We start from the raw sequence: 20588 nt of genomic DNA, 5'->3' as shown, positions 1-20588 counted from the left end.
GACTTTTCATTTTGAAGAAAAGTCCTATCCCTAAAATATTGGAGATGATAAAATGATCGCGACGATACTGACGGCTACTGCGGTATATGTAGCAACAGGAATTGATTATCTCGTCATATTAATTCTTTTGTTTTCGCAAATAAAAAAAGGTCAGGTAAAACATATTTGGATAGGACAATATATAGGGACTGCAATTGTGATAGGAGCAAGTCTTTTAGTTGCACAGGGGGTTGTAAATTTAATTCCTCAGCAATGGGTTATCGGACTACTTGGACTTTTACCACTTTACCTAGGCGTGAAAATATGGATTAAAGGAGAAGAGGATGAAGATGAAAGTAGCATTTTATCCTTATTCTCCTCTGGAAAATTTAATCAGTTATTTTTGACGATGACTTTCATCGTATTGGCTTCCAGTGCGGATGACTTTTCCATTTATATACCGTACTTCACGACCTTAAGTATGTCTGAAATCTTTATTGTCACTATTGTCTTTCTAATTATGGTTGGAGTTTTGTGCTATGTCAGTTACCGTCTAGCTTCCTTCGATTTTATATCGGAAACAATTGAGAAATATGAACGTTGGATTGTACCAATTGTATTCATTGGGCTAGGTATTTATATATTGTTTGAAAATGGAACATTCAATGCTCTGATTTCATTTCTTCTTTGAAGTGGCGAAACCAAACCATAAAGTAAAGTATAAAGAGGTTATCCTATTGATTGGGATAACCTTTTTATATTTAACTAATTATCATTTACGTTAAACACATGTACTTAAAGTAAGAACATTGATTTAAACCATTTTTTTCATAATTTACTCTTGATAAGATTTAACACCATCTATAGAAGACATTAAAACGACTAAACGAATTCTATATTGCTGTGAATTAATGGGAATAGATTTACTTGATCATATCATTATTGGGGATGGAGAATTTATAAGTATTTTTGAAAATGATTATATTATGCGTGAAGACATAGAAATTAATGATGTTTATGAATGATACAATGGTATAATATAAATAAAAATGAGTCAGGAGTTTTTGATTTGCAAATCATTACATTTATTTTAGTTGTTTTACCATTGTTATTCATAATATCTATTTTTCAACGAAAGAAAAGAGCGATTGTAAAAAAAGACTATGGAATTATAATGGCATTAGGTGTTATAGGTGTATTTCTTTCATCAATATTACTTACATTAACAAATAGTGAATCATCACTTTCATTTAGTGTTATTCTTGGATCAATTGGTGCAGGCATAGTGTGGGGTATTTTAGTATCACTTACTTTATTCTTGTTAAAAAAATTACTAAATAAATAAAAAGAAGAAGCCGAGACAAATTATTGTCTCGGCTTCTTCTTTAATAAAAATCAAGTGATATTCATTAAGGGTCACATAAAGTAAAGAACACCTTGATATATGAAGTAAATTACTAAAGCAATAATAGCTAATTTTATGACAACTCTTAGTAACCCAACAAAAAATCGGAAAAAGATAATTAAAAACAAGATAGCTAAGAATATATATATTAATTCCATTATTTTCACCTCTTAATGAGATTATATATGAGAATTGATAAAAATACATCAGACTACAGAATGATTATAGAGTTCAGTCCAAAGCCCGATGATGATTTATATTATATTTTTGTATAATATATATGAATGAGAGGTGTCTATAATATTGAGATGGTTATTTAGGTTAATTAGAAATTTATTAGCATTATTGGCAATTGTAATTATAGTCGTAATTGTGTACAGAAATGTTCCTGCTATTAGCGATTTGAATCCATTTGAAAATAGTGATAATCAAGAAACTGAAGAAATTGCGCCACAACGAGCAAATGCTACATATGAAGTAGAAGACAATCCATTGTTACAAAATGTTCCTTTAAGTCAAACAAAGCATGCATTTAAATGGATAAATAAAAGCGAATTTATGGATGTTTCGGGATTAGAGCGTATGGGTTACGATGACGATTATGTAGCTGGTCAACGTGGTACTGAGTATATTTTGTATAAGTTTGGTGAATCGAAAATGTATGTGTATCAAACTGAGCAAGATTTAATTAATGATTTAAGTGAAATGAACTCAGATATAAAATTATTACCAAAAACTTCATATTAATTTTTAATTTCGACGGTCTCTCACTTTATTTAAAGTGAACTGTAAGCTAAAATAGTAATATCATTGTTATTTAGACATTTGAAGATTAAGAGGTGTTTAGATTGTCGAATTTTTTTAAAAATAATAAATTAATGTTTTTTCTTATTTCTATGGTCTTATTAATTGTAATAGTTGGTTATTCAGTGAGAGCACAATCAGCATCGCTTAGTGAACAATATGCGAGTGATACATCTTCTTTTGGTGGAAGAATTATCTCTTATCCAGTTACTTTTGTATCAGACTTTTTCTCAAATATCTTCACATCGGATGAAGACATCAACAAATTAAAAGAAGAAGTTAAAAGTACAGACCAAATTAAAGCTGATAAAGCAAGATTAGAAAAAGAAAATAAATCATTGAAAAAAGAGTTAGATATGAAAGATATTTCACAGTTTAATCCAATTTCAGCGACTGTTATTGGTAGAAGTCCTGATCAATGGATGAATACAATCATTATTGATAAAGGTAAAAAAAGTGGAATGAAAGAAAATATGGCTGTTATTACGAGTGAAGGTTTAGTTGGAAGAATTAAAAAAGCTAATCAATTTTCTTCACAAGTAGAGTTAATATCTACTAGCGTGAAGACAAGTAAACTATCAGTCGATATTCAACAAGATGAAGAAAATATTTTCGGTATGATAAATCGATATGATGAAGATAAAGATTTATTAGTTATCAGTGATATAGATAATAAATACAATATAAAAAAAGGATCTAAAGTAGTTACAAACGGTTTAGGCGATCAGCTTCCTAAAGGACTACTAGTTGGGAAAGTTGAAAAGGTAGAAAATGATGAGTATGGATTATCTAAAGTTGCATACATAAAAACATCTACAAACATTAAAGACTTGAACCACGTATACGTTGCGAAGAGAGATCCGGAAACAATACCTTCTTCAAAAGAAAGTGGTGAGGAATAATGAGATTTTACGTTATTCCTTTAATTGGCGTTATATTATTCTATTTAGATATCATATTAACGCGTCTATCTCCAATAAATGTCTTTAATGAAACATTTATAGTCGTACCAAGATTAACATTTTTATATTTATTAATTATTGCAGTGTACAAAAATCCTAAAGTAGCAATAATTTTAGCCATCGTAACTGGAATATTCACTGATATTTATTTTGGTGGCATATACGGGGTATATACATTTGGCTATACTATTTTTGTAATAATGATGGATAAATTATTCAAAGTATTTTATAGAGACATATTAATGATGGTAATACTTTTAATATGTTCAGTTGTGTTGTTAGAAATATGGGTAATGATTTTTTATGGATTTTTAGGAATTGCTTCAATTAATATTATCCAAATTATTCTATTTAGATTTATACCAACAGTTTTCTTTAATTTAATTTGTTTAATCATAATTTTTCCGTTTGTTCTAAAATTATTAGAAAGAAATACAAATTAGTTAAAGAATATTGACATCATAGGCTGTAGGTGGTAATCTATTGAAGTTGAGTAGTTTCAGGCTACATACAACCGCTCGATCATAGGTATATAAAGTACGAATGTCACCTATGAATGGCGTGACTTAAAAAATTAGGAGGTGCAAGTATGTTTGCTATAATTGAAACTGGCGGAAAGCAAGTTAAAGTAGAAGAAGGTCAAACAATTTGGGTTGAAAAATTAGACGTAAATGAAGGTGATTCATTCACTTTTGACCAAGTATTATTTGTAGGTGGAGATTCAGTTAAAGTTGGATCACCTGTTGTTGAAGGTGCTTCAGTTACTGCTAAAGTTGAAAAACAAGGACGCGGTAAAAAAATCACTGTTTTCAAATACAAAGCAAAGAAAAACTACAAACGTAAACAAGGTCATCGTCAACCTTACACTAAATTAACTATCGAAAAAATCAACGCGTAAGCAATGATTAATGTAGATATTAGTTTGAATCAAGAAGGGCAAGTTACAGATGTTGAGATGTCTGGACATGCTGATTCAGGTGAATATGGCAAAGACTTAGTCTGTGCTGGAGCTTCAGCAGTCGTCTTTGGTGCAACAAATGCAATCATTGGCTTAACTGATGAAACACCTGATATAGATTACAGTGACGACGGTGGATATTTTCATATACGTAGTGTAAACTTAGAAAATGAACAAGCACAAACATTATTACAAGGTCTCATAATTTCTTTGAAGACAATTGAAGAAGAATATGGACAATATATTAAACTAAATTACAAGTGAGGTGTAACTCATGTTAAAATTAAACTTACAATTTTTCGCATCGAAAAAAGGGGTAGGTTCTACAAGAAACGGACGTGACTCTGAATCAAAACGTTTAGGTGCTAAACGTGCTGACGGTCAATACGTAACAGGTGGTTCTATCTTATATCGTCAACGTGGAACTAAAGTTTTCGCTGGTGAAAACGTAGGTCGCGGTGGAGACGATACATTATTCGCTAAAATCGACGGCGTTGTTAAATTCGAACGTTTTGGTCGTGACAAAAAGAAAGTATCTGTATACGCAGCTGCTGAATAATCACTATATTGAGACACCAGAATTTTTTCTGGTGTTTCTTTTTTTAATCGTATAGTGATAATGTTATAATTAATGTTATGAATATTGATAATATAGGTGATAAAATGAATAATTTAGATGTGTATTTAAAGTCGAGACATGATTTTGTGAATCAATTCCAATTGTTATATACATATAAACAGTTAGGCAAAGATGAAGAGGTTAATTCATTACTTGATGAGTTATACAAAGATTTAAAGCAAGAACAGTTGTTTTTAAATGCACCTTGTAGAAAATTTGTGCGTGAAGTATTTGAACACAAAATATCTACGTCAGGCTCTAAATGGACATTTGAAATTGAATGCTCAAATCATAACTATTATCAGAACAATCTAGAATTAGCAGACAACATTTTATTGGAAATTTACCAATATTTAAAAACAATAATTAAAAGTCAACAAGATGATATTCAAATAAGATTATGTTTAAATGTAGAAGAAGAATTTGTCATTTTGGATGTATTTCTTAATGAATTGACGTTAAATGACAATCAATTAAATACAATGTTTTCCGATTATAATTTTGAAATTTTATCAGGAAACGATAATGCAAAAGAAATAGAATTTTTTATCAATATAAATGAATTAGAGGTGTAAACATGTTTATAGATCAGGTCAAGATTTCGTTGAAAGCTGGTGATGGTGGTAACGGTTTAGTTGCTTTTCGTCGTGAAAAGTATGTTCCATTTGGTGGTCCAGCTGGTGGTGACGGTGGTAAAGGTGCTTCCGTTATATTTGAGGTAGATGAAGGTTTACGTACTTTATTAGACTTTAGATTCCAAAGTAAGTTTAAAGCAGAAAAAGGTGAAAATGGTCAAAGTAGTAACATGCATGGTCGTGGCTCAGATGACTTAATATTAAAAGTGCCACCTGGTACAATTATTAAAAATATTGAAAATGAAGAAGTTTTAGCTGACCTTGTTGAACATGGTCAACGCGCTACAGTCGCAAAAGGTGGACGTGGTGGTAGAGGTAATTCAAGGTTTGCTTCTGCTAGTAATCCCGCACCAGATTTCTGTGAAAATGGTGAACCAGGCGAAGAGCTAGAAGTCACATTAGAACTTAAATTAATGGCAGATGTAGGGCTTGTAGGTTACCCAAGTGTTGGTAAGTCTACATTACTATCTATAGTATCTAAAGCTAAACCGAAAATTGGTGCATATCATTTTACAACGATTAAACCAAATCTTGGTGTCGTTCAAACAAATGATGGTAGAGGATTTGTAATGGCCGATTTACCAGGTTTAATTGAAGGTGCATCAGAAGGTGTCGGTTTAGGACATCAATTTTTAAGACATATTGAAAGAACGAGAGTAATCGTTCATATTATTGATATGAGTGGAATGGAAGGAAGAGATCCATATGATGATTATGTTACAATTAATCGAGAATTAAAATCATATAACGAGAATCTTTCTAGAAGACCACAAATTGTTGTAGCTAATAAAATGGATTTACCTGATTCAGAGACACAATTAGACATGTTTAAAGAACAGTTAGAAGAAGATGTCAAAATACTTCCAATAAGTACTGTTACTAGAAAAAATGTTGACCAGTTATTGTATGAAATTGCAGATTTACTGGATGAAACAGAAGGCATGGATTTTGATAGTGTTGAAGAAGAAACTGGTGTTCATAGAGTTGTATATAAACATGAGAAATCTAGAGATCATTTTGTAATTACAAGAGATGATGATGGAGCATATGTAGTATCTGGTAACTCTATAGAGAGATTATTCAAGATGACTGACTTTAATCGTGATGCAGCTGTAAGAAGATTTGCAAGACAAATGCGTTCAATGGGTATTGATGATGCATTAAGAGAACGTGGAGCATCAAATGGTGATATAGTTAGAATATTAGGTGGAGAATTTGAATTTGTCGAATAGGGCGTGTTCCAATTGAAAAAATCAAATGAATCAACAAAAAGGTTTTATTTAATTAGAGAAGATGTTTTACCAGAATCTGTTCAAAAAACTATTAAAGTTAAAAATGCGTTATTAAAAAATAACAATCTAACAATTTATGATGCAGTTAAAGAATTTAATTTATCAAGAAGTGCGTTTTATAAATATAAAGATACGATATTTCCTATAGATAGATTGGAAGAACAGACGAGGAATTTAACTTTAATTTTATATGTGCAAGATGAAATTGGTATGCTTGCTACAGTTTTAAATAAAATTGCTGAAGTTAAAGGCTCTGTTCTTACGATTCATCAAAGCTTACCAATGAAAAATAGAGCAACTATTACAATTTCATTAAATGCAACAAATATTGAATTATCATTAGATGAACTAATGGATGCAATAAAAGAAAGTCCGTATGTAGATGAAGTAGAAGTCATCGGAATGAGCATGTAAAGGAAGTTATTTAAATGTATGCATATATTAAGGGAAAAGTTACACAGTTATATCCGTCACATATTGTTGTAGAAACGAATGGTATAGGGTATGAAATTCAAACACCAAATTCATATCGTTTTCAGTCAAAACTGGATCAAGAAACACAAGTATATACACAATTAATTGTTCGTGAAGACGCTCAATTATTGTATGGATTTGTTAATCTTGAAGAGAAAGATATGTTTTTAAGTTTGATCAAAGTTACTGGGATAGGACCTAAATCAGCTTTAGCTATTTTGGCATCTAGCACACCAAATGAAGTGGCAATTGCTATTGAAAATGAGAACGAAGCTTATTTAACTAAATTCCCTGGAATTGGTAAGAAAACAGCAAGACAAATTATATTAGACTTAAAAGGAAAATTAATAATTACCGAAGAGTCAGAGCTATTTTCTAATAATAGTCATTCAGATAACGACTTGTTAGAAGAAGCTTTATTAGCTTTAGAAGCTTTAGGTTATTCAAAACGTGAATTAAGTAAAGTTAAAAAAGGTCTAGAAAAAGAATCATTTGATACAGTCGATGCATGTGTTAAAAGAGGTTTAGCATTACTTATTCAGTAAATGGGGTGATTTTTTGGATGAGCGATTAATGGATGAGCATGAACATAACGATGATATCCAAAATGAATTGTCGTTAAGACCAGACACTTTAAGTCAATATATAGGTCAGCATAATATTAAATCTAATTTAGATATTTTTATTAAAGCTGCAAAATTAAGAGAAGAGCCTTTAGATCATTGTCTACTTTATGGACCACCAGGGTTAGGTAAAACAACTTTAGCTCATATTATATCTAATGAGATGGATGTAAACTTAAGAACTGCGAGTGGTCCTTCAATTGAAAGACCAGGAGATTTAGCTGCAATTCTCTCTGCTTTACAACCTGGAGATGTGTTATTTATAGATGAAATACATCGTCTGAGTAGAGTAGTTGAAGAAGTTTTGTATCCTGCTATGGAAGATTTTTTCTTAGATATTGTTGTAGGTAAAGGTGAAGAAGCGAGAAGTATTAGGATTGATTTGCCGCCATTTACATTGGTCGGTGCAACTACTAGAGTAGGTAGTTTATCAGCGCCTTTAAGAGATCGTTTCGGTGTTCATTTGAGATTAGAATATTATGATGATAAAAGCTTAGAAGAAATTATTAAACGTACTGCAGAAGTTTTCAATGTTGAGATAGACGATAAAAGTACCAATGAACTATCTAAACGTAGTAGAGGTACACCACGTATAGCAAATAGATTATTGCGTAGAGTTCGTGATTTTGCTCAAGTTAAAGGTAATCAGTCTATATCAATAGATATAACGAAGCATGCGCTTGATTTATTGCAAGTTGATAAAGAAGGTCTCGACCATATAGATTATAAAATTATGCAATGTATCTTGAATAATTATAAAGGTGGACCGGTTGGATTAGATGCAATAGCTGCAACAATTGGTGAAGAACGTATTACATTAGAAGATGTTTACGAACCGTATTTAATACAAAAAGGCTTTATAGAAAGAACACCTCGTGGTCGTCGTGCTACTGCAATTAGTTATGATCACTTCGAGTATAAAAAGCATTAGGAAAGAGGCAAAGTTTGTGAATATTGAAGATTTCGATTTTGATTTACCTGAATCGTTAATTGCACAAACACCACTGTTAGATCGAGAAAGCAGTAGGTTACTTAAATGTAATAAAAAAACAGGTGAATTAGAAGATTTAACATTTAAAGAAGTTGTAAACCAACTTGCGCCAGGCGATTGTTTAGTTTTAAATGACACTAAAGTGATGCCAGCTAGATTGTTTGGTTTAAAAGAAGAAACAGGTGCAAAGGTTGAAATGCTAATGCTTACTCAACATGAAGATAATGAATGGGAAGTATTAATTAAACCTGCAAAAAGAATAAAAGTAGGTCAGTCTGTGTCTTTCGGTGAAGGGAAAATAATTGCGACTTGCGTTAAAGAATTAGAGCAAGGCGGAAGAATTATGAAACTTTCCTATGAAGGAATTCTACAAGAAAGATTAGATGAACTAGGCGAAATGCCTCTACCTCCATATATTAAAGAACGCTTGGAAGATCAAGATAGATACCAAACTGTTTATGCAAAAGAAGTTGGTTCTGCTGCAGCACCAACTGCAGGATTACATTTTACTGAACATTTATTACAAGAAATTGCTGCGAAAGGTGTTCATATTGCATTCATTACTTTACATGTTGGTTTAGGTACATTTAGACCAGTAAGTGTTGATAATATTGATGATCATGAAATGCATTCTGAATATTACCAGATGACAGCAGAGACTGCTGATTTATTAAATAGAGTTAAATCAGAAGGTAATAAAATCATTTCGGTTGGCACAACATCTACACGAACTTTAGAAACGATTCGATCTAAAAATGATGAATTTGTAGAAGCAAGTGGATGGACAGATATCTTTATTTATCCTGGATATGAGTTTAAAGCAATTGATGGACTTATTACAAATTTCCATTTACCAAAATCTACTTTAATAATGCTTGTATCAGCACTTTCAACAAGAGAAAATATACTTCATGCATATCAACATGCAGTAGATGAAAAATATAGATTTTTTAGTTTTGGAGATGCAATGATATTAATATAGAAAAGGAGTAACAACATGCCTGCAGTAACATATGAGCACATAAAGACTTGTAAACAGTCTGGTGCAAGATTAGGAATTGTTCATACGCCACATGGTTCATTTGAAACACCAATGTTCATGCCTGTCGGAACAAAAGCAACGGTTAAAACAATGAGTCCTGAAGAACTTAAACAAATGGAAGCTAAAATCATTTTAAGTAATACCTATCATTTGTGGTTACAACCTGGAAGTGATATCATTTCTAAAGTGGGTGGATTACATAAGTTTATGAATTGGGATGGACCGATACTTACTGATTCTGGAGGCTTTCAAGTATTTAGTTTAAGTGATATGAGAAAGATTGAAGAAGAAGGAGTGCATTTTAGACATCATTTAAATGGTTCTAAATTGTTTTTAAGTCCTGAAAAAGCTATGCATATTCAAAATGATCTTGGTTCAGACATAATGATGGCATTTGATGAATGTCCTCCTATGCCTTCTGAATATGAATATGTAAAAAATTCTATTGAAAGAACTTCTAGATGGGCTGAAAGATGTCTTGAAGCTCATCAACGTCCAGAAGATCAAGCTTTATTCGGCATAATCCAAGGTGGAGAATACAAGGATCTTAGAGAGCAAAGTGCTAAAGATTTAGTTTCACTTGATTTTCCTGGCTATGCAATTGGTGGCTTATCAGTAGGTGAACCGAAACCTGTAATGTACAGAATGGTTGAACACACTGCGCCATTAATGCCATTTAATAAACCAAGATATTTAATGGGAGTTGGTTCTCCAGATGCATTGATTGAATGCTCTATAAGAGGTATCGATATGTTTGACTGCGTATTACCAACGCGTATAGCAAGAAATGGTACATGCATGACTTCTCAAGGTAGAGTCGTGATTAAGAACGCTAAATATCAGCAGGATTTATCACCACTAGATCCTGAGTGTGATTGCTACACTTGTAGAAACTATACTAAAGCATATTTGCGTCATCTGATTAAAGCAGATGAAACATTTGGAATTCGTCTTACTACATATCATAATTTGTATTTCTTATTAAAACTTATGGAGAATATACGCCAAGCAATAAGAGAAGATCGATTACTTGATTTTAAAGATGAATTTTTTGAACAGTATGGACTAAATGTAGATAACCCCAAAAACTTTTAAAGGAGCTTGAATATGGAAGTATTAGTACAACTATTACCTATTATTTTAATTTTTGCACTTGTTTGGTTCTTAATGATTAGACCACAACAAAAACGAGCAAAAGAGCATCGTGAATTATTAAACCGTTTAGAAGTAGGTCAAAAAGTAACTTCAATCGGTGGAATTAAAGGAACAGTTAGAGCAGTTGACGAATCAATCGTTGTTGTTTCTGTTAATGATAAAGGTCAAGAAATCACATTTGAAAAACCAGCTATTAAACAAGTAGACCCTTCATAAAATTGTTTACTTTTTAAGAAAATTGGTTTATTATTATTTATCATATTTAATGTTAAAAGACATGGTTATCCATGTCTTTTTTTGATATATGAATGATATGGCTATTCAATCACTGCTAATGTATGCTATAACATATATAGTGAATCAAATTACGTAAGAGGTGTTATCGTGAAAAAGCGGAGTAGAATTGTAGCCTTTTTACTTCTTGCAGTGTTGGTTTTTAGTTTAATAGGATCAACTACAAAAGATATAACAAAGAATGTAAATTTAGGCTTAGACTTACAAGGTGGATTTGAAGTATTATATCAAGTTAATCCTTTAGATAAGGATGACAAGATAGATACTGAAGCTGTTAAATCAACTGCAAAAACATTAGAGTCACGTGTTAACGTATTAGGTGTCTCTGAACCGAAGATTCAAGTTGAAGAAGGTAACCGAATACGCGTTCAATTAGCTGGTATTAAAGACCAAGATGAAGCTCGTGAAGTACTTTCTACACAAGCAAATTTAACAATCAGAGATGCTAAAGACAGAGTTTTATTATCTGGTAAAGATTTAGTTCAAGGTGGCGCTAAACAAGGATTTAAAGATAATACAAACGAAGTTGCAGTTACATTGAAATTGAAAGATGCTAAGAAATTTAAAGAAGTAACTGAAAAAGTCTCTAAAATGAATCCTAATCTAATGGTTATTTGGATGGATTATGAAAAAGGAGATAGTTACGCTAAAGAGGCTAAAAAAGAGCAAGAAGGTAAAGAGCCTAAGTATATTTCAGCAGCATCTGTTAGTAAGCCAATTAATTCAGAAAATGTAGAAATTTCTGGTGGCTTCGATGGAGAAAAAGGTGTTAAAGAAGCTAAACAAATTGCTGATTTATTAAATTCAGGTTCATTACCTGTTAAACTAGATGAAGTTTATTCTACATCTGTTGGTGCTCAATTTGGTAAAGATGCATTAAATGAAACAGTGCTTGCTTCTTCAATTGGTGTAGGCATTATATTCTTATTTATGCTCATTTATTATCGATTACCAGGTATTGTTGCTGTAATAACGCTAAGTGCTTATGTGTACTTAACATTACTAGCTTTCAACTTTATTTCAGGTGTGTTAACACTCCCTGGACTTGCAGCTTTAGTTTTAGGTGTAGGTATGGCAGTCGATGCTAATATTATTATGTATGAGCGGATTAAAGATGAGTTGCGTATAGGAAGGACATTACAACAAGCCTTTAAAAAAGGTTCTGGTTCTTCATTCATTACAATACTTGATGCTAACTTAACAACAATTTTAGCGGCATTAGTATTATTTGTATTTGGTGAAAGTTCCGTAAAAGGTTTCGCAACTATGTTATTATTAGCGATTTTAATGAGTTTCGTTACTTCTGTATTCTTTACTAGAATCTTATTGTCATTACTTGTTAACTCAAACTACTTTAAGAAAAAATATAATTGGTTTGGTGTTTCTAAGAAAGATAGACATGATATAAGTGAAAGATTGGATATTCACGACTTAAAAACACCATATGATAAAGTTAACTTTGTTAAGTTAGCTAAACCATTATTAACGTTTAGTATTATCACGATCATTGTTGGTGCGATTATTGTATCTATATTTAGATTGAATTTAGGTATCGACTTTACAAGTGGTACTCGAGTTGATTTACAATCAGATCAAGCAATCAAAACTGAACAAGTGTCTAAACAATTTAAAGATATGGGATTAGAACCTTCACAAGTTACAACGAGTGGATCAGGTAATAAGATGGCAACAGTCCAATTTAAAGATGCTTTAGATAAGTCTGAAATCAAAAAGGTTAAATCAGACTTTGGAGATAAATTAGGACATGATCCGAACGTTAGTACTGTATCACCAGTTGTCGGCCAAGAGTTGGCAATGAACGCACTAAAAGCTATGCTTTACGCGGCTATAGGTATTGTTTTATACGTAACATTCAGGTTTGAATGGAGAATGGGTACAACAGCCGTATTAGCCTTACTACATGATGTGTTCATGATTGTTGCAGTATTCAGCTTATTCAGACTTGAAGTTGATATAACATTCATCGCTGCAGTACTAACAATTATTGGTTATTCGATTAACGATACGATCGTTACGTTTGACCGTGTAAGAGAAAACTTACGTAAAGTTAAAGTCATTACAAAACCAGAAACAATTGATATGATTGTTAACTCTTCAATTAGACAAACAATGACGAGATCGATTAATACAGTATTAACAGTAGTAATAGTTGTTGTAGCATTATTAATACTTGGTTCTTCAAGTATCTTCAACTTCTCACTAGCCTTATTAATTGGTTTAGTTTCAGGTGTATTCTCATCTGTATTCGTTGCAGTCCCATTATGGGGTATATTGAAAAAACGACAACTTAAGAAATCAGAGAATGGTAAATTAGTTGTTTATGAAGAGAAAAAATCAAACGACGAAAAAATATTAGTTTAATCATTGTTGAAACCTGTCCTCAAAAGAGGGCAGGCTTTTTTATGCTAAAAATTGAATATATTTTATGAATCGTAATCATTGGTTGTAGATGCTTGCTTTTGTTATGCTTAAATTGTTTAGTAGAGAAAGTAAGATATTTCATGTATAATGTTTTGAGTAGAAATGAGGAGATTTGTTATGACTAAAGCGCGTTATCAATGGCTTGTATCTGATAGTAATCAAGGTATTGATCAACAAATAATAAAAAAATTTAATATTTCCCCACTGTTAGAAAAAACATTAATTTCTAAAGGTTATACAACTGAAGATGAAATTGAAAAGTTATTATCTAAAGAAGTTTTATTCCATGATCCTATGCTGTTAAGTGATATGGAAAAAGCAACTACAAGAATACATAAAGCAATAGAAAATGACGAAAGAATATTAGTCTATGGTGACTATGATGCTGATGGTGTAACCTCAACTACTATTCTTGTGAAGACTTTAGAATCACTTGGTGCAACAGTTGGATGGTATATTCCAAATAGATTTACAGAAGGATATGGGCCAAGTGAAGCAGCTTTTAGAAATGCACATGATGAAGGCGTGACTTTAATTATTACTGTAGATAATGGTGTTCAAGGACATCATGAAATTGATATAGCAAATGAATTAGGCATAGATGTTATTGTTACAGATCATCATGAGTTTGGCGAAACAAAGCCTAATGCATATGCAATCGTGCATCCGATGCATCCAGATTTTAATTATCCATTTGAGTATTTAGCTGGTGTCGGTGTTTCATATAAACTATCAAAAGCGCTTAAAAATGATTTGCCAGAATCATTTCTTGGATTAGTCGCAATCGGTACGATTGCCGATTTAGTGAGCTTAACAGACGAGAACAGGTATATGGTAAAACAAGGATTAAGAGTATTAAATGAGAATCCATCTTCTGGAATTAAAGCTTTATTAGAAGTTGCTGATTATCATGACGAAGTAACTGAACAAACTGTAGGCTTTATTATTGGACCGAGATTAAACGCTGTTGGCCGACTTGATGATGCTAGGTTAGCTGGTGAATTGCTTATGAGTGAAGATTATGATGAAGCAACTTTCCTTGCTGAAGAAGTGGATCAATTTAATACAGAAAGAAAATCTATAGTTGAAACGATTACTGAAGAAGCGATGGAGTTAGCTGAAATAGAAAAACAACAAAATGAACAATTTCTAATTCTTGCAAAAGAAAATTGGAATGAAGGCGTACTAGGTATTGTCGCTTCAAGAATAGTTGAAAAATATCATTTACCAACAATCGTACTCAATGTGGATATAGATAAGAATCATGCTAAAGGTTCTGCAAGAAGTATCGAACAAGTTTCAATGTTTGAATTTCTTCAAAAACATGGAGAACTTATTCAAAAATTCGGTGGCCATCATATGGCAGCAGGGATGACTTTAGAAATTGATGCGGTAGAACCTTTAAAAAAAGCTTTGAATGAAGAAATGGCTAAGCTAGCTGATGGTAAACCGTTATTGCCACAATTAATTGTTGATGCTGAGATAGAAACATCAGATATAACTGTAGATAATATTTTTGATTTAGAAAGATTACGACCGTTTGGAACAGATATAGCTGCACCATTGTTTTCTATAAAGAATGTGCAAGTTAAATCTGCAAAAGGAATCGGACAAGGTGAGAAACATCTTAAACTAACTTTAACTGATAAAAATATAGCAGCTTTACATTGGAATTTTGGACAATTGGTCCATGATATATCAAATGATACATTGATTAATGTTGCTGGAAGCTTAAATGTTAATGAATGGAACAGTCATCAGTCACCTCAAATAATACTTAAAGATTTAGAATTAAGTAATGACCATACTGTTTTTGATTATAGAAGCAAAAATAAACATGATTTATTAAAAATCAATCAAGAGAATGCTTTATTTATTATTAATCAATCAGAAGAAAAAGTGAATGATCAGTATATTCATTATGGTGAAACTTTTGATAATGAAATCGAAACGTGTGTTTTAAGAGATTTACCAGATGATATTGAAGCGTTTAAGCGTACATTGAATGGAATAAAGGCTGAAAAATATTATTTAGTATTTAAAGGACAATCAAATTCTTATTTTGAGGGCATACCTAATGAACAGAAGTTTAAAGCGGTATACAAAGCGTTATATAGCAAAAAAGAAACTAACATTCAAACTGATGGTATGAAGATATGTGAAACATTAAAAATTAAACCTAATCAATTAAAATTCATTTTAAATTGCTTTTATGAGCTGAACTTTATTACAATAAAAAATGGTATAATTGAAATAAATAAAGATGCGGAAAAAAATGAAATACAAAACGCACCGTTATATCAAGCAAGGAAACAACAAATAGAAATAGAAAAGACATTGTTGTACAATGACAGTCAGTCTCTAATTAACTGGGTTCAATCGTTGTTAAGCAACACTGAGGAGGAAATATAATGGATTTAAAGCAATATGTTTCAGAAGTACAGAATTGGCCGAAAGAAGGCGTCAATTTTAAAGACATCACTACAATAATGGATAATGGTGAAGCTTACAAATATGCTACAGACCAAATCGTTCAATATGCACATGATAAAGAAGTGGATTTAGTAGTTGGACCAGAAGCTAGAGGATTTATCATTGGCTGTCCAGTATCATATGCTATGGGTATTGGTTTTGCTCCAGTACGTAAAGAAGGTAAATTACCTCGTGAAGTGATTCGTTACGAATATGATTTAGAATATGGATCTAATGTATTAACTATGCACAAAGATGCTATTAAACCAGGACAACGCGTATTAATTACAGATGATTTATTAGCAACAGGAGGCACAATTGAGGCTGCTATACATCTAGTAGAATCATTAGGTGGTATAGTAGTAGGAATAGCTTTCTTAATTGAATTAAAATATTTAAATGGTATTGATAAACTTAAAGGTTATGATGTTGTTTCCCTAATTTCTTATGATGAATAAAATAATAACAAAATAGTCACTATGTGAATATTTTGTTTCTGACTGTCGACAAACTCAAACTTTGTTGGCAGTTTTTTATTTATAATTATTGTATAGTGCTGATAAGCGTTGCGTTAAAAGCAGATTCTAGCAAACTTGCTGATAAGGATAGCTACGAAAATAAAATAAAATAGTCACAATTAACGGTGGCGTATTACTATTAAAAATTGCTATAATAGTAATATTAAAGAGATTTAATATGATGAGGTGGTGTCCCTATGAATAAAGAATATCCTTATAGTGCTGATGATGTATTATATAAAGCTAAAAGCTATTTATCTGCAGATGCATATCGTCTAGTTGAAAAAAGTTATGATTTGGCTTTTAAAGCGCATCAAGGACAAATTAGAAAGAATAATTTGCCTTACATTATGCACCCTATACAAGTTGCTGGTATTTTAACAGAGATGAAATTGGATGGTCCGACAATTGTTGCTGGATTCCTTCATGATGTTATTGAGGATACACCTTATACGTATGATGACTTAGTAGAAATGTTTAACGAAGAAGTTGCAATAATCGTTGATGGTGTTACTAAATTAAAAAAAGTTAAATATAAATCGAAAGAAACTCAACAAGCTGAAAATCATCGTAAATTATTTATAGCTATCGCTAAAGATGTCCGTGTAATTTTAGTTAAATTAGCTGATAGACTACATAATGTTAGAACTTTAAAGGCAATGCCTAAAGAAAAGCAAAAAAGAATTGCTAAAGAAACGTTAGAAATCTATGCACCACTTGCACATAGGTTAGGGATTAATACAATTAAATGGGAATTAGAAGATATCTCATTAAGATATATTGACAGTGTTCAATATTTCAGAATTGTTAATCTCATGAAAAAGAAAAGAAGTGAACGTGAAACATATATTTCAAATGCTATTAGAGATATTAGTTCAGAAATGGAAGTTATGAATATTTCTGGCGATATTAGTGGTAGACCGAAACATATTTACAGCATTTATAGAAAAATGGTTAAGCAAAAAAAACAATTCGAACAAATTTTTGATTTATTGGCTATTAGAGTAATTGTGCCATCTATTAAAGATTGTTATGCAGTGCTAGGACTTGTACACACATTATGGAAACCTATGCCTGGTAGATTTAAAGATTATATTGCTATGCCCAAACAAAATATGTATCAGTCACTCCATACAACAGTTGTTGGTCCGAATGGTGACCCTCTAGAAATTCAAATTAGAACATATGAAATGCATGAAATAGCTGAGCATGGTGTTGCAGCGCATTGGGCTTATAAAGAAGGAAAAAATTTAAGCAATAAATCAGAAGAATATTTACAAAAAATGAGCTGGTTACAAGAAATAGCTGAAACAGACAACACGTCTCCAGATGCAGAAGAATTTATGGAGTCATTAAAGTATGATTTACAGAGTGATAAAGTTTATGTATTCACACCAGAAAGTGATGTTGTTGAATTACCATATGGTGCAGTGCCAATTGATTTTGCATATTCTGTACATAGTGAGATAGGCAATAAAATGATCGGTGCAAAAGTGAACGGAAAAATAGTACCGATCGATTATAAATTATCAACTGGGGATATTGTAGAGATTAGGACAAGCAAACATTCTTATGGACCAAGTCGAGATTGGTTAAAGATTGTCCGTTCTTCAAGTGCAAAAAGTAAAATTCGTAGTTTCTTTAAAAAGCAAGATCGCTCTGCCAATATTGAAAAAGGTAAATTTATGATAGAAGCAGAAATTAAAGAACAAGGATTTAATGTTGATGAAGTACTTACTTCAGAAAATATCAAAATCGTAAATGACAAATACAATTTCTCAAATGAATCTGACTTATATGCAACAGTAGGTTTTGGAGGTATTACTTCATTACAAGCTGTGAATAGACTTTCAGAGAAAATTAGACAAGAACGTAAAAAACAATCACTTAACCAAGTTCAAGAAGTGAGTAAATCAATCCCGATTAAAGAAGATATTCGAACTGAAACCGGTGTTTATGTTGAAGGTTTAGATAATATGCTAATCAAACTTTCAAAATGTTGTAATCCAATACCTGGTGATGAAATTATAGGATATATTACAAAAGGTCATGGTGTTAAAGTACATCGCAAAGATTGTCCTAACATTGTAAACGAAACAGAACGCTTAATAAATGTCGAATGGGTTAAGAACATCAATGAACAAAAGAATTACCAAGTAGATTTAGAAATTACCGGATATGACAGAAATGGTTTACTCAATGAAGTATTACAAGTTGTTAATGCAATTAAAGTACAATTAGTAAAAGTTTCTGGAAAAGCTGATATAGATAAAAATGCTGTTATAAACATTAGTGTTATGGTTAAAAATGTCAATGATGTCTATAGAATCGTTGATCGCATTAAACAATTAGGTGATATTTATACAGTTAGTCGTGTATGGAATTAAGAGGTGAATGTTTTTGAAAGTTGTTTTGCAAAAAGTCAGCCAAGCAAAAGTAACATCTGATAATACTCAAAATGCAATAAATAAAGGTTTTTTATTATTAGTTGGTGTAGGAGAAGAATCAACTTATAAAGATGCAGAAGTTCTAGCTAAGAAAATTGCAAAAACTAGAATATTTGAAGATAGTGATGGAAAAATGAATTTAGATATTCATCAAGTCGAAGGTGAAATATTATCTATATCACAATTTACGATTTATGCTTCCGTTAAGAAAGGGAATCGACCAGGATTTTCGAATGCGAAAAGTCCAGACGAAGCTTTAAAAATATACGAATATTTTAATGAGCAATTAGAAGCATATAATATTAAAGTAAAAACAGGTGAATTTGGCGCACATATGGAAGTGGCTTTAACGAATGATGGACCTATTACAATTATTTTTGAGAGTAAGGATGGTAACATTCAATGAACCGAATTAATTTATGGTTTAAAAAAAGAAAGATAAAGCCAGTACCAGTTATAAGTGCAGCTGTTTTACTATTAGTATTATTGATTATTATTATAAATTTAATAATACCTAATGAAGGTGAACCTAAGACATTAACCATGAAAGAAGATAATGAGCTAAGGACTGGACCAGCAGCATATTATCCAATCATTTTTGATGTCAAAAAAGGTGATGATTTTGAAATTACGGATAGACAAGATAAATGGTTTGAAGTTAAAAATGATAATAATGAAAAAGGCTGGATAGCTGGATGGCATACTAATTTAGATATAAAAGAAGATGTAAATCCAGTTTTAAAACCGTTAAAAGATAAAGTTATTGTGTTAGATCCTGGTCATGGCGGTAGTGATCAAGGTGCGTCGAGTTCTAAAAATAAAAATGTAACTGAAAAAGAAATTACTTTAAAAACAGCTAAAGAACTTAAAAAGATGCTAGAAGATGAAGGCGCAAAAGTTAAAATGACAAGAGATAAAGATGAGTACATTAAATTAAAAGACAGACAAGAAGATGGGGATGTATTTATAAGCATTCACAATGATGCTCTTGATTCATCTGGACCTCATGGCTTAACTGTTTATTATCATCATGATAGTCAACAAGATTTTGCAAAAACGTTACACACATCCATTAATCAAAAATCAATTCTTTCAGATAGAGGCGTTAGAAACGAAAACTTCCAAGTTATTCGTCAAACTAAAATGCCTGGTGTATTATTAGAATTAGGATATATTAGTAATCCAACTGATGAAGATTTAATAGTAGATCGAAAATATCGACATATAGTTGAATCTGGAATAGTAGATGGATTGAAAGTTTACTTTTCAAATTAGATATTGACTGATTCTACTTATGGGTTTAATATTAATATAAATTATTAAATATCTTATATACCGTATATTCTTGAATAGTATACAATTCAGGTAGAGGACAGAGATTATAACAGTTGCTGAGAGTTATAAGGATACCGAGTGTACTTTTGAACACAAGAAGAGGGAATCTTATGAAAGTAAGATCGGTTAACACCCGTTAAC

General features: G+C 31.5%; 23 protein-coding genes, 1 pseudogene and 1 other annotated feature. Of the genes and pseudogenes, 23 read left to right on the top strand and 1 reads right to left on the bottom strand.

All coding sequences use genetic code 11. The features are described 5' to 3' along the window. Positions 1-52 precede the first annotated feature (52 nt). The 3 genes and pseudogenes from LQ668_RS01155 to LQ668_RS01145 all read left to right on the top strand — a co-directional run bounded on the left by LQ668_RS01155 (position 53) and on the right by LQ668_RS01145 (position 1324). Positions 53-670 carry a CadD family cadmium resistance transporter gene (locus LQ668_RS01155; protein ID WP_099482189.1) on the top strand — a complete coding sequence of 206 codons (618 nt, stop codon included), beginning with the start codon at positions 53-55 and terminating at the stop codon, positions 668-670. 169 nt (positions 671-839) lie between these two features. After that, positions 840-1004: pseudogene (locus tag LQ668_RS01150) on the top strand (JAB domain-containing protein); the annotation flags it as partial. A gap of 44 nt (positions 1005-1048) precedes the next feature. Continuing rightward, positions 1049-1324 (top strand): hypothetical protein, encoded by a 276-nt coding sequence (locus LQ668_RS01145; protein ID WP_078356446.1) that lies wholly within the window; start codon positions 1049-1051, stop codon positions 1322-1324. Positions 1325-1395: 71 nt separating this feature from the next. Here the strand turns inward: LQ668_RS01145 and LQ668_RS01140 are convergent, their stop codons facing one another. Continuing rightward, positions 1396-1542, bottom strand: coding sequence for a hypothetical protein (locus LQ668_RS01140; RefSeq protein WP_191092288.1), 147 nt, complete (start codon positions 1540-1542; stop codon positions 1396-1398). Positions 1543-1687: 145 nt separating this feature from the next. On the opposite strand from LQ668_RS01140, the gene LQ668_RS01135 reads away from it, so the two are divergent. From LQ668_RS01135 to LQ668_RS01040, 20 genes are all read left to right on the top strand, one after another. Further along, a complete protein-coding gene (locus tag LQ668_RS01135; RefSeq protein ID WP_107509057.1) occupies positions 1688-2131 on the top strand; it encodes a DUF4930 family protein in 444 nt (147 codons plus the stop codon). Between the two features lie 101 nt (positions 2132-2232). Further along, positions 2233-3090, top strand: coding sequence for a rod shape-determining protein MreC (gene mreC / locus LQ668_RS01130; RefSeq protein WP_078356448.1), 858 nt, complete (start codon positions 2233-2235; stop codon positions 3088-3090). Further along, positions 3090-3593: a rod shape-determining protein MreD gene (mreD, locus tag LQ668_RS01125; protein WP_078356449.1), complete on the top strand. Its 504-nt coding sequence runs from the start codon at positions 3090-3092 to the stop codon at positions 3591-3593. Before mreC ends, mreD begins: the two co-directional genes overlap by 1 nt. A 59-nt stretch (positions 3594-3652) precedes the next feature. After that, positions 3653-3727: a sequence feature (ribosomal protein L21 leader region), on the top strand. A gap of 12 nt (positions 3728-3739) precedes the next feature. Next, complete coding sequence (gene rplU, locus LQ668_RS01120; RefSeq protein ID WP_016911517.1) at positions 3740-4048, top strand: 50S ribosomal protein L21; 309 nt, start codon at positions 3740-3742, stop codon at positions 4046-4048. Positions 4049-4051: 3 nt separating this feature from the next. Next, a complete protein-coding gene (locus tag LQ668_RS01115; RefSeq protein ID WP_016911518.1) occupies positions 4052-4372 on the top strand; it encodes a ribosomal-processing cysteine protease Prp in 321 nt (106 codons plus the stop codon). A 10-nt stretch (positions 4373-4382) separates the two neighbouring features. After that, on the top strand, positions 4383-4667 hold the full coding sequence (rpmA, locus tag LQ668_RS01110) for a 50S ribosomal protein L27 (protein WP_016911519.1): 285 nt from the start codon (positions 4383-4385) through the stop codon (positions 4665-4667). Positions 4668-4771: 104 nt separating this feature from the next. Then, positions 4772-5302 (top strand): Spo0B domain-containing protein, encoded by a 531-nt coding sequence (locus LQ668_RS01105; RefSeq protein ID WP_119634246.1) that lies wholly within the window; start codon positions 4772-4774, stop codon positions 5300-5302. A gap of 2 nt (positions 5303-5304) precedes the next feature. Then, the gene (gene obgE, locus LQ668_RS01100) at positions 5305-6594 is read left to right on the top strand and encodes a GTPase ObgE (RefSeq protein WP_078356451.1); all 1290 of its coding nucleotides are present in this window, start codon (positions 5305-5307) and stop codon (positions 6592-6594) included. A gap of 12 nt (positions 6595-6606) precedes the next feature. Further along, positions 6607-7068 carry an ACT domain-containing protein gene (locus LQ668_RS01095; protein ID WP_078356452.1) on the top strand — a complete coding sequence of 154 codons (462 nt, stop codon included), beginning with the start codon at positions 6607-6609 and terminating at the stop codon, positions 7066-7068. 14 nt (positions 7069-7082) lie between these two features. Beyond that, complete coding sequence (ruvA, locus tag LQ668_RS01090; protein ID WP_107509059.1) at positions 7083-7673, top strand: Holliday junction branch migration protein RuvA; 591 nt, start codon at positions 7083-7085, stop codon at positions 7671-7673. 28 nt (positions 7674-7701) lie between these two features. Continuing rightward, on the top strand, positions 7702-8682 hold the full coding sequence (gene ruvB, locus LQ668_RS01085) for a Holliday junction branch migration DNA helicase RuvB (RefSeq protein WP_404932019.1): 981 nt from the start codon (positions 7702-7704) through the stop codon (positions 8680-8682). Between the two features lie 16 nt (positions 8683-8698). Next, a complete protein-coding gene (gene queA, locus LQ668_RS01080) occupies positions 8699-9724 on the top strand; it encodes a tRNA preQ1(34) S-adenosylmethionine ribosyltransferase-isomerase QueA (RefSeq protein WP_107509060.1) in 1026 nt (341 codons plus the stop codon). 15 nt (positions 9725-9739) lie between these two features. Beyond that, entirely contained in the window at positions 9740-10879 is a 1140-nt protein-coding gene (gene tgt / locus LQ668_RS01075) for a tRNA guanosine(34) transglycosylase Tgt (protein WP_078356456.1), read from the top strand. Between the two features lie 12 nt (positions 10880-10891). Beyond that, positions 10892-11155: a preprotein translocase subunit YajC gene (yajC, locus tag LQ668_RS01070; RefSeq protein WP_016911527.1), complete on the top strand. Its 264-nt coding sequence runs from the start codon at positions 10892-10894 to the stop codon at positions 11153-11155. Positions 11156-11323: 168 nt separating this feature from the next. After that, positions 11324-13615, top strand: a complete 2292-nt coding sequence (secDF, locus tag LQ668_RS01065) for a protein translocase subunit SecDF (protein ID WP_107509061.1) — start codon at positions 11324-11326, stop codon at positions 13613-13615. 177 nt (positions 13616-13792) lie between these two features. Further along, a complete protein-coding gene (gene recJ / locus LQ668_RS01060; protein WP_107509062.1) occupies positions 13793-16087 on the top strand; it encodes a single-stranded-DNA-specific exonuclease RecJ in 2295 nt (764 codons plus the stop codon). Next, positions 16087-16605, top strand: a complete 519-nt coding sequence (locus tag LQ668_RS01055) for an adenine phosphoribosyltransferase (protein ID WP_078356459.1) — start codon at positions 16087-16089, stop codon at positions 16603-16605. Before recJ ends, LQ668_RS01055 begins: the two co-directional genes overlap by 1 nt. Before the next feature lie 257 nt (positions 16606-16862). Further along, positions 16863-19052 carry a RelA/SpoT family protein gene (locus LQ668_RS01050; RefSeq protein ID WP_107509063.1) on the top strand — a complete coding sequence of 730 codons (2190 nt, stop codon included), beginning with the start codon at positions 16863-16865 and terminating at the stop codon, positions 19050-19052. Positions 19053-19065: 13 nt separating this feature from the next. Continuing rightward, positions 19066-19518 (top strand): D-aminoacyl-tRNA deacylase, encoded by a 453-nt coding sequence (dtd, locus tag LQ668_RS01045; protein ID WP_078356461.1) that lies wholly within the window; start codon positions 19066-19068, stop codon positions 19516-19518. Further along, positions 19515-20387: an N-acetylmuramoyl-L-alanine amidase family protein gene (locus tag LQ668_RS01040; protein ID WP_078356462.1), complete on the top strand. Its 873-nt coding sequence runs from the start codon at positions 19515-19517 to the stop codon at positions 20385-20387. Before dtd ends, LQ668_RS01040 begins: the two co-directional genes overlap by 4 nt. Positions 20388-20588 lie beyond the last annotated feature (201 nt).

The sequence above is a fragment of the Mammaliicoccus sp. K-M42 genome (genome assembly GCF_022386375.1).
Taxonomy (GTDB): domain Bacteria; phylum Bacillota; class Bacilli; order Staphylococcales; family Staphylococcaceae; genus Mammaliicoccus; species Mammaliicoccus fleurettii.
This window is presented reverse-complemented; position numbering and strand designations above follow the sequence as displayed.

Excerpts from the sequence above, each read along its gene's own strand:
- LQ668_RS01055 (WP_078356459.1), top strand. The coding sequence starts at position 16,087 with ATGGATTTAAAGCAATATGTTTCAGAAGTACAGAATTGGCCGAAAGAA.
- LQ668_RS01140 (WP_191092288.1), bottom strand. The coding sequence starts at position 1,542 with ATGGAATTAATATATATATTCTTAGCTATCTTGTTTTTAATTATCTTT.
- LQ668_RS01040 (WP_078356462.1), top strand. The coding sequence starts at position 19,515 with ATGAACCGAATTAATTTATGGTTTAAAAAAAGAAAGATAAAGCCAGTA.
- ruvA (WP_107509059.1), top strand. The coding sequence starts at position 7,083 with ATGTATGCATATATTAAGGGAAAAGTTACACAGTTATATCCGTCACAT.
- rpmA (WP_016911519.1), top strand. The coding sequence starts at position 4,383 with ATGTTAAAATTAAACTTACAATTTTTCGCATCGAAAAAAGGGGTAGGT.
- mreD (WP_078356449.1), top strand. The coding sequence starts at position 3,090 with ATGAGATTTTACGTTATTCCTTTAATTGGCGTTATATTATTCTATTTA.
- LQ668_RS01105 (WP_119634246.1), top strand. The coding sequence starts at position 4,772 with ATGAATAATTTAGATGTGTATTTAAAGTCGAGACATGATTTTGTGAAT.
- tgt (WP_078356456.1), top strand. The coding sequence starts at position 9,740 with ATGCCTGCAGTAACATATGAGCACATAAAGACTTGTAAACAGTCTGGT.
- LQ668_RS01155 (WP_099482189.1), top strand. The coding sequence starts at position 53 with ATGATCGCGACGATACTGACGGCTACTGCGGTATATGTAGCAACAGGA.
- yajC (WP_016911527.1), top strand. The coding sequence starts at position 10,892 with ATGGAAGTATTAGTACAACTATTACCTATTATTTTAATTTTTGCACTT.
- obgE (WP_078356451.1), top strand. The coding sequence starts at position 5,305 with ATGTTTATAGATCAGGTCAAGATTTCGTTGAAAGCTGGTGATGGTGGT.
- LQ668_RS01115 (WP_016911518.1), top strand. The coding sequence starts at position 4,052 with ATGATTAATGTAGATATTAGTTTGAATCAAGAAGGGCAAGTTACAGAT.
- ruvB (WP_404932019.1), top strand. The coding sequence starts at position 7,702 with ATGGATGAGCATGAACATAACGATGATATCCAAAATGAATTGTCGTTA.
- recJ (WP_107509062.1), top strand. The coding sequence starts at position 13,793 with ATGACTAAAGCGCGTTATCAATGGCTTGTATCTGATAGTAATCAAGGT.
- LQ668_RS01050 (WP_107509063.1), top strand. The coding sequence starts at position 16,863 with ATGAATAAAGAATATCCTTATAGTGCTGATGATGTATTATATAAAGCT.
- rplU (WP_016911517.1), top strand. The coding sequence starts at position 3,740 with ATGTTTGCTATAATTGAAACTGGCGGAAAGCAAGTTAAAGTAGAAGAA.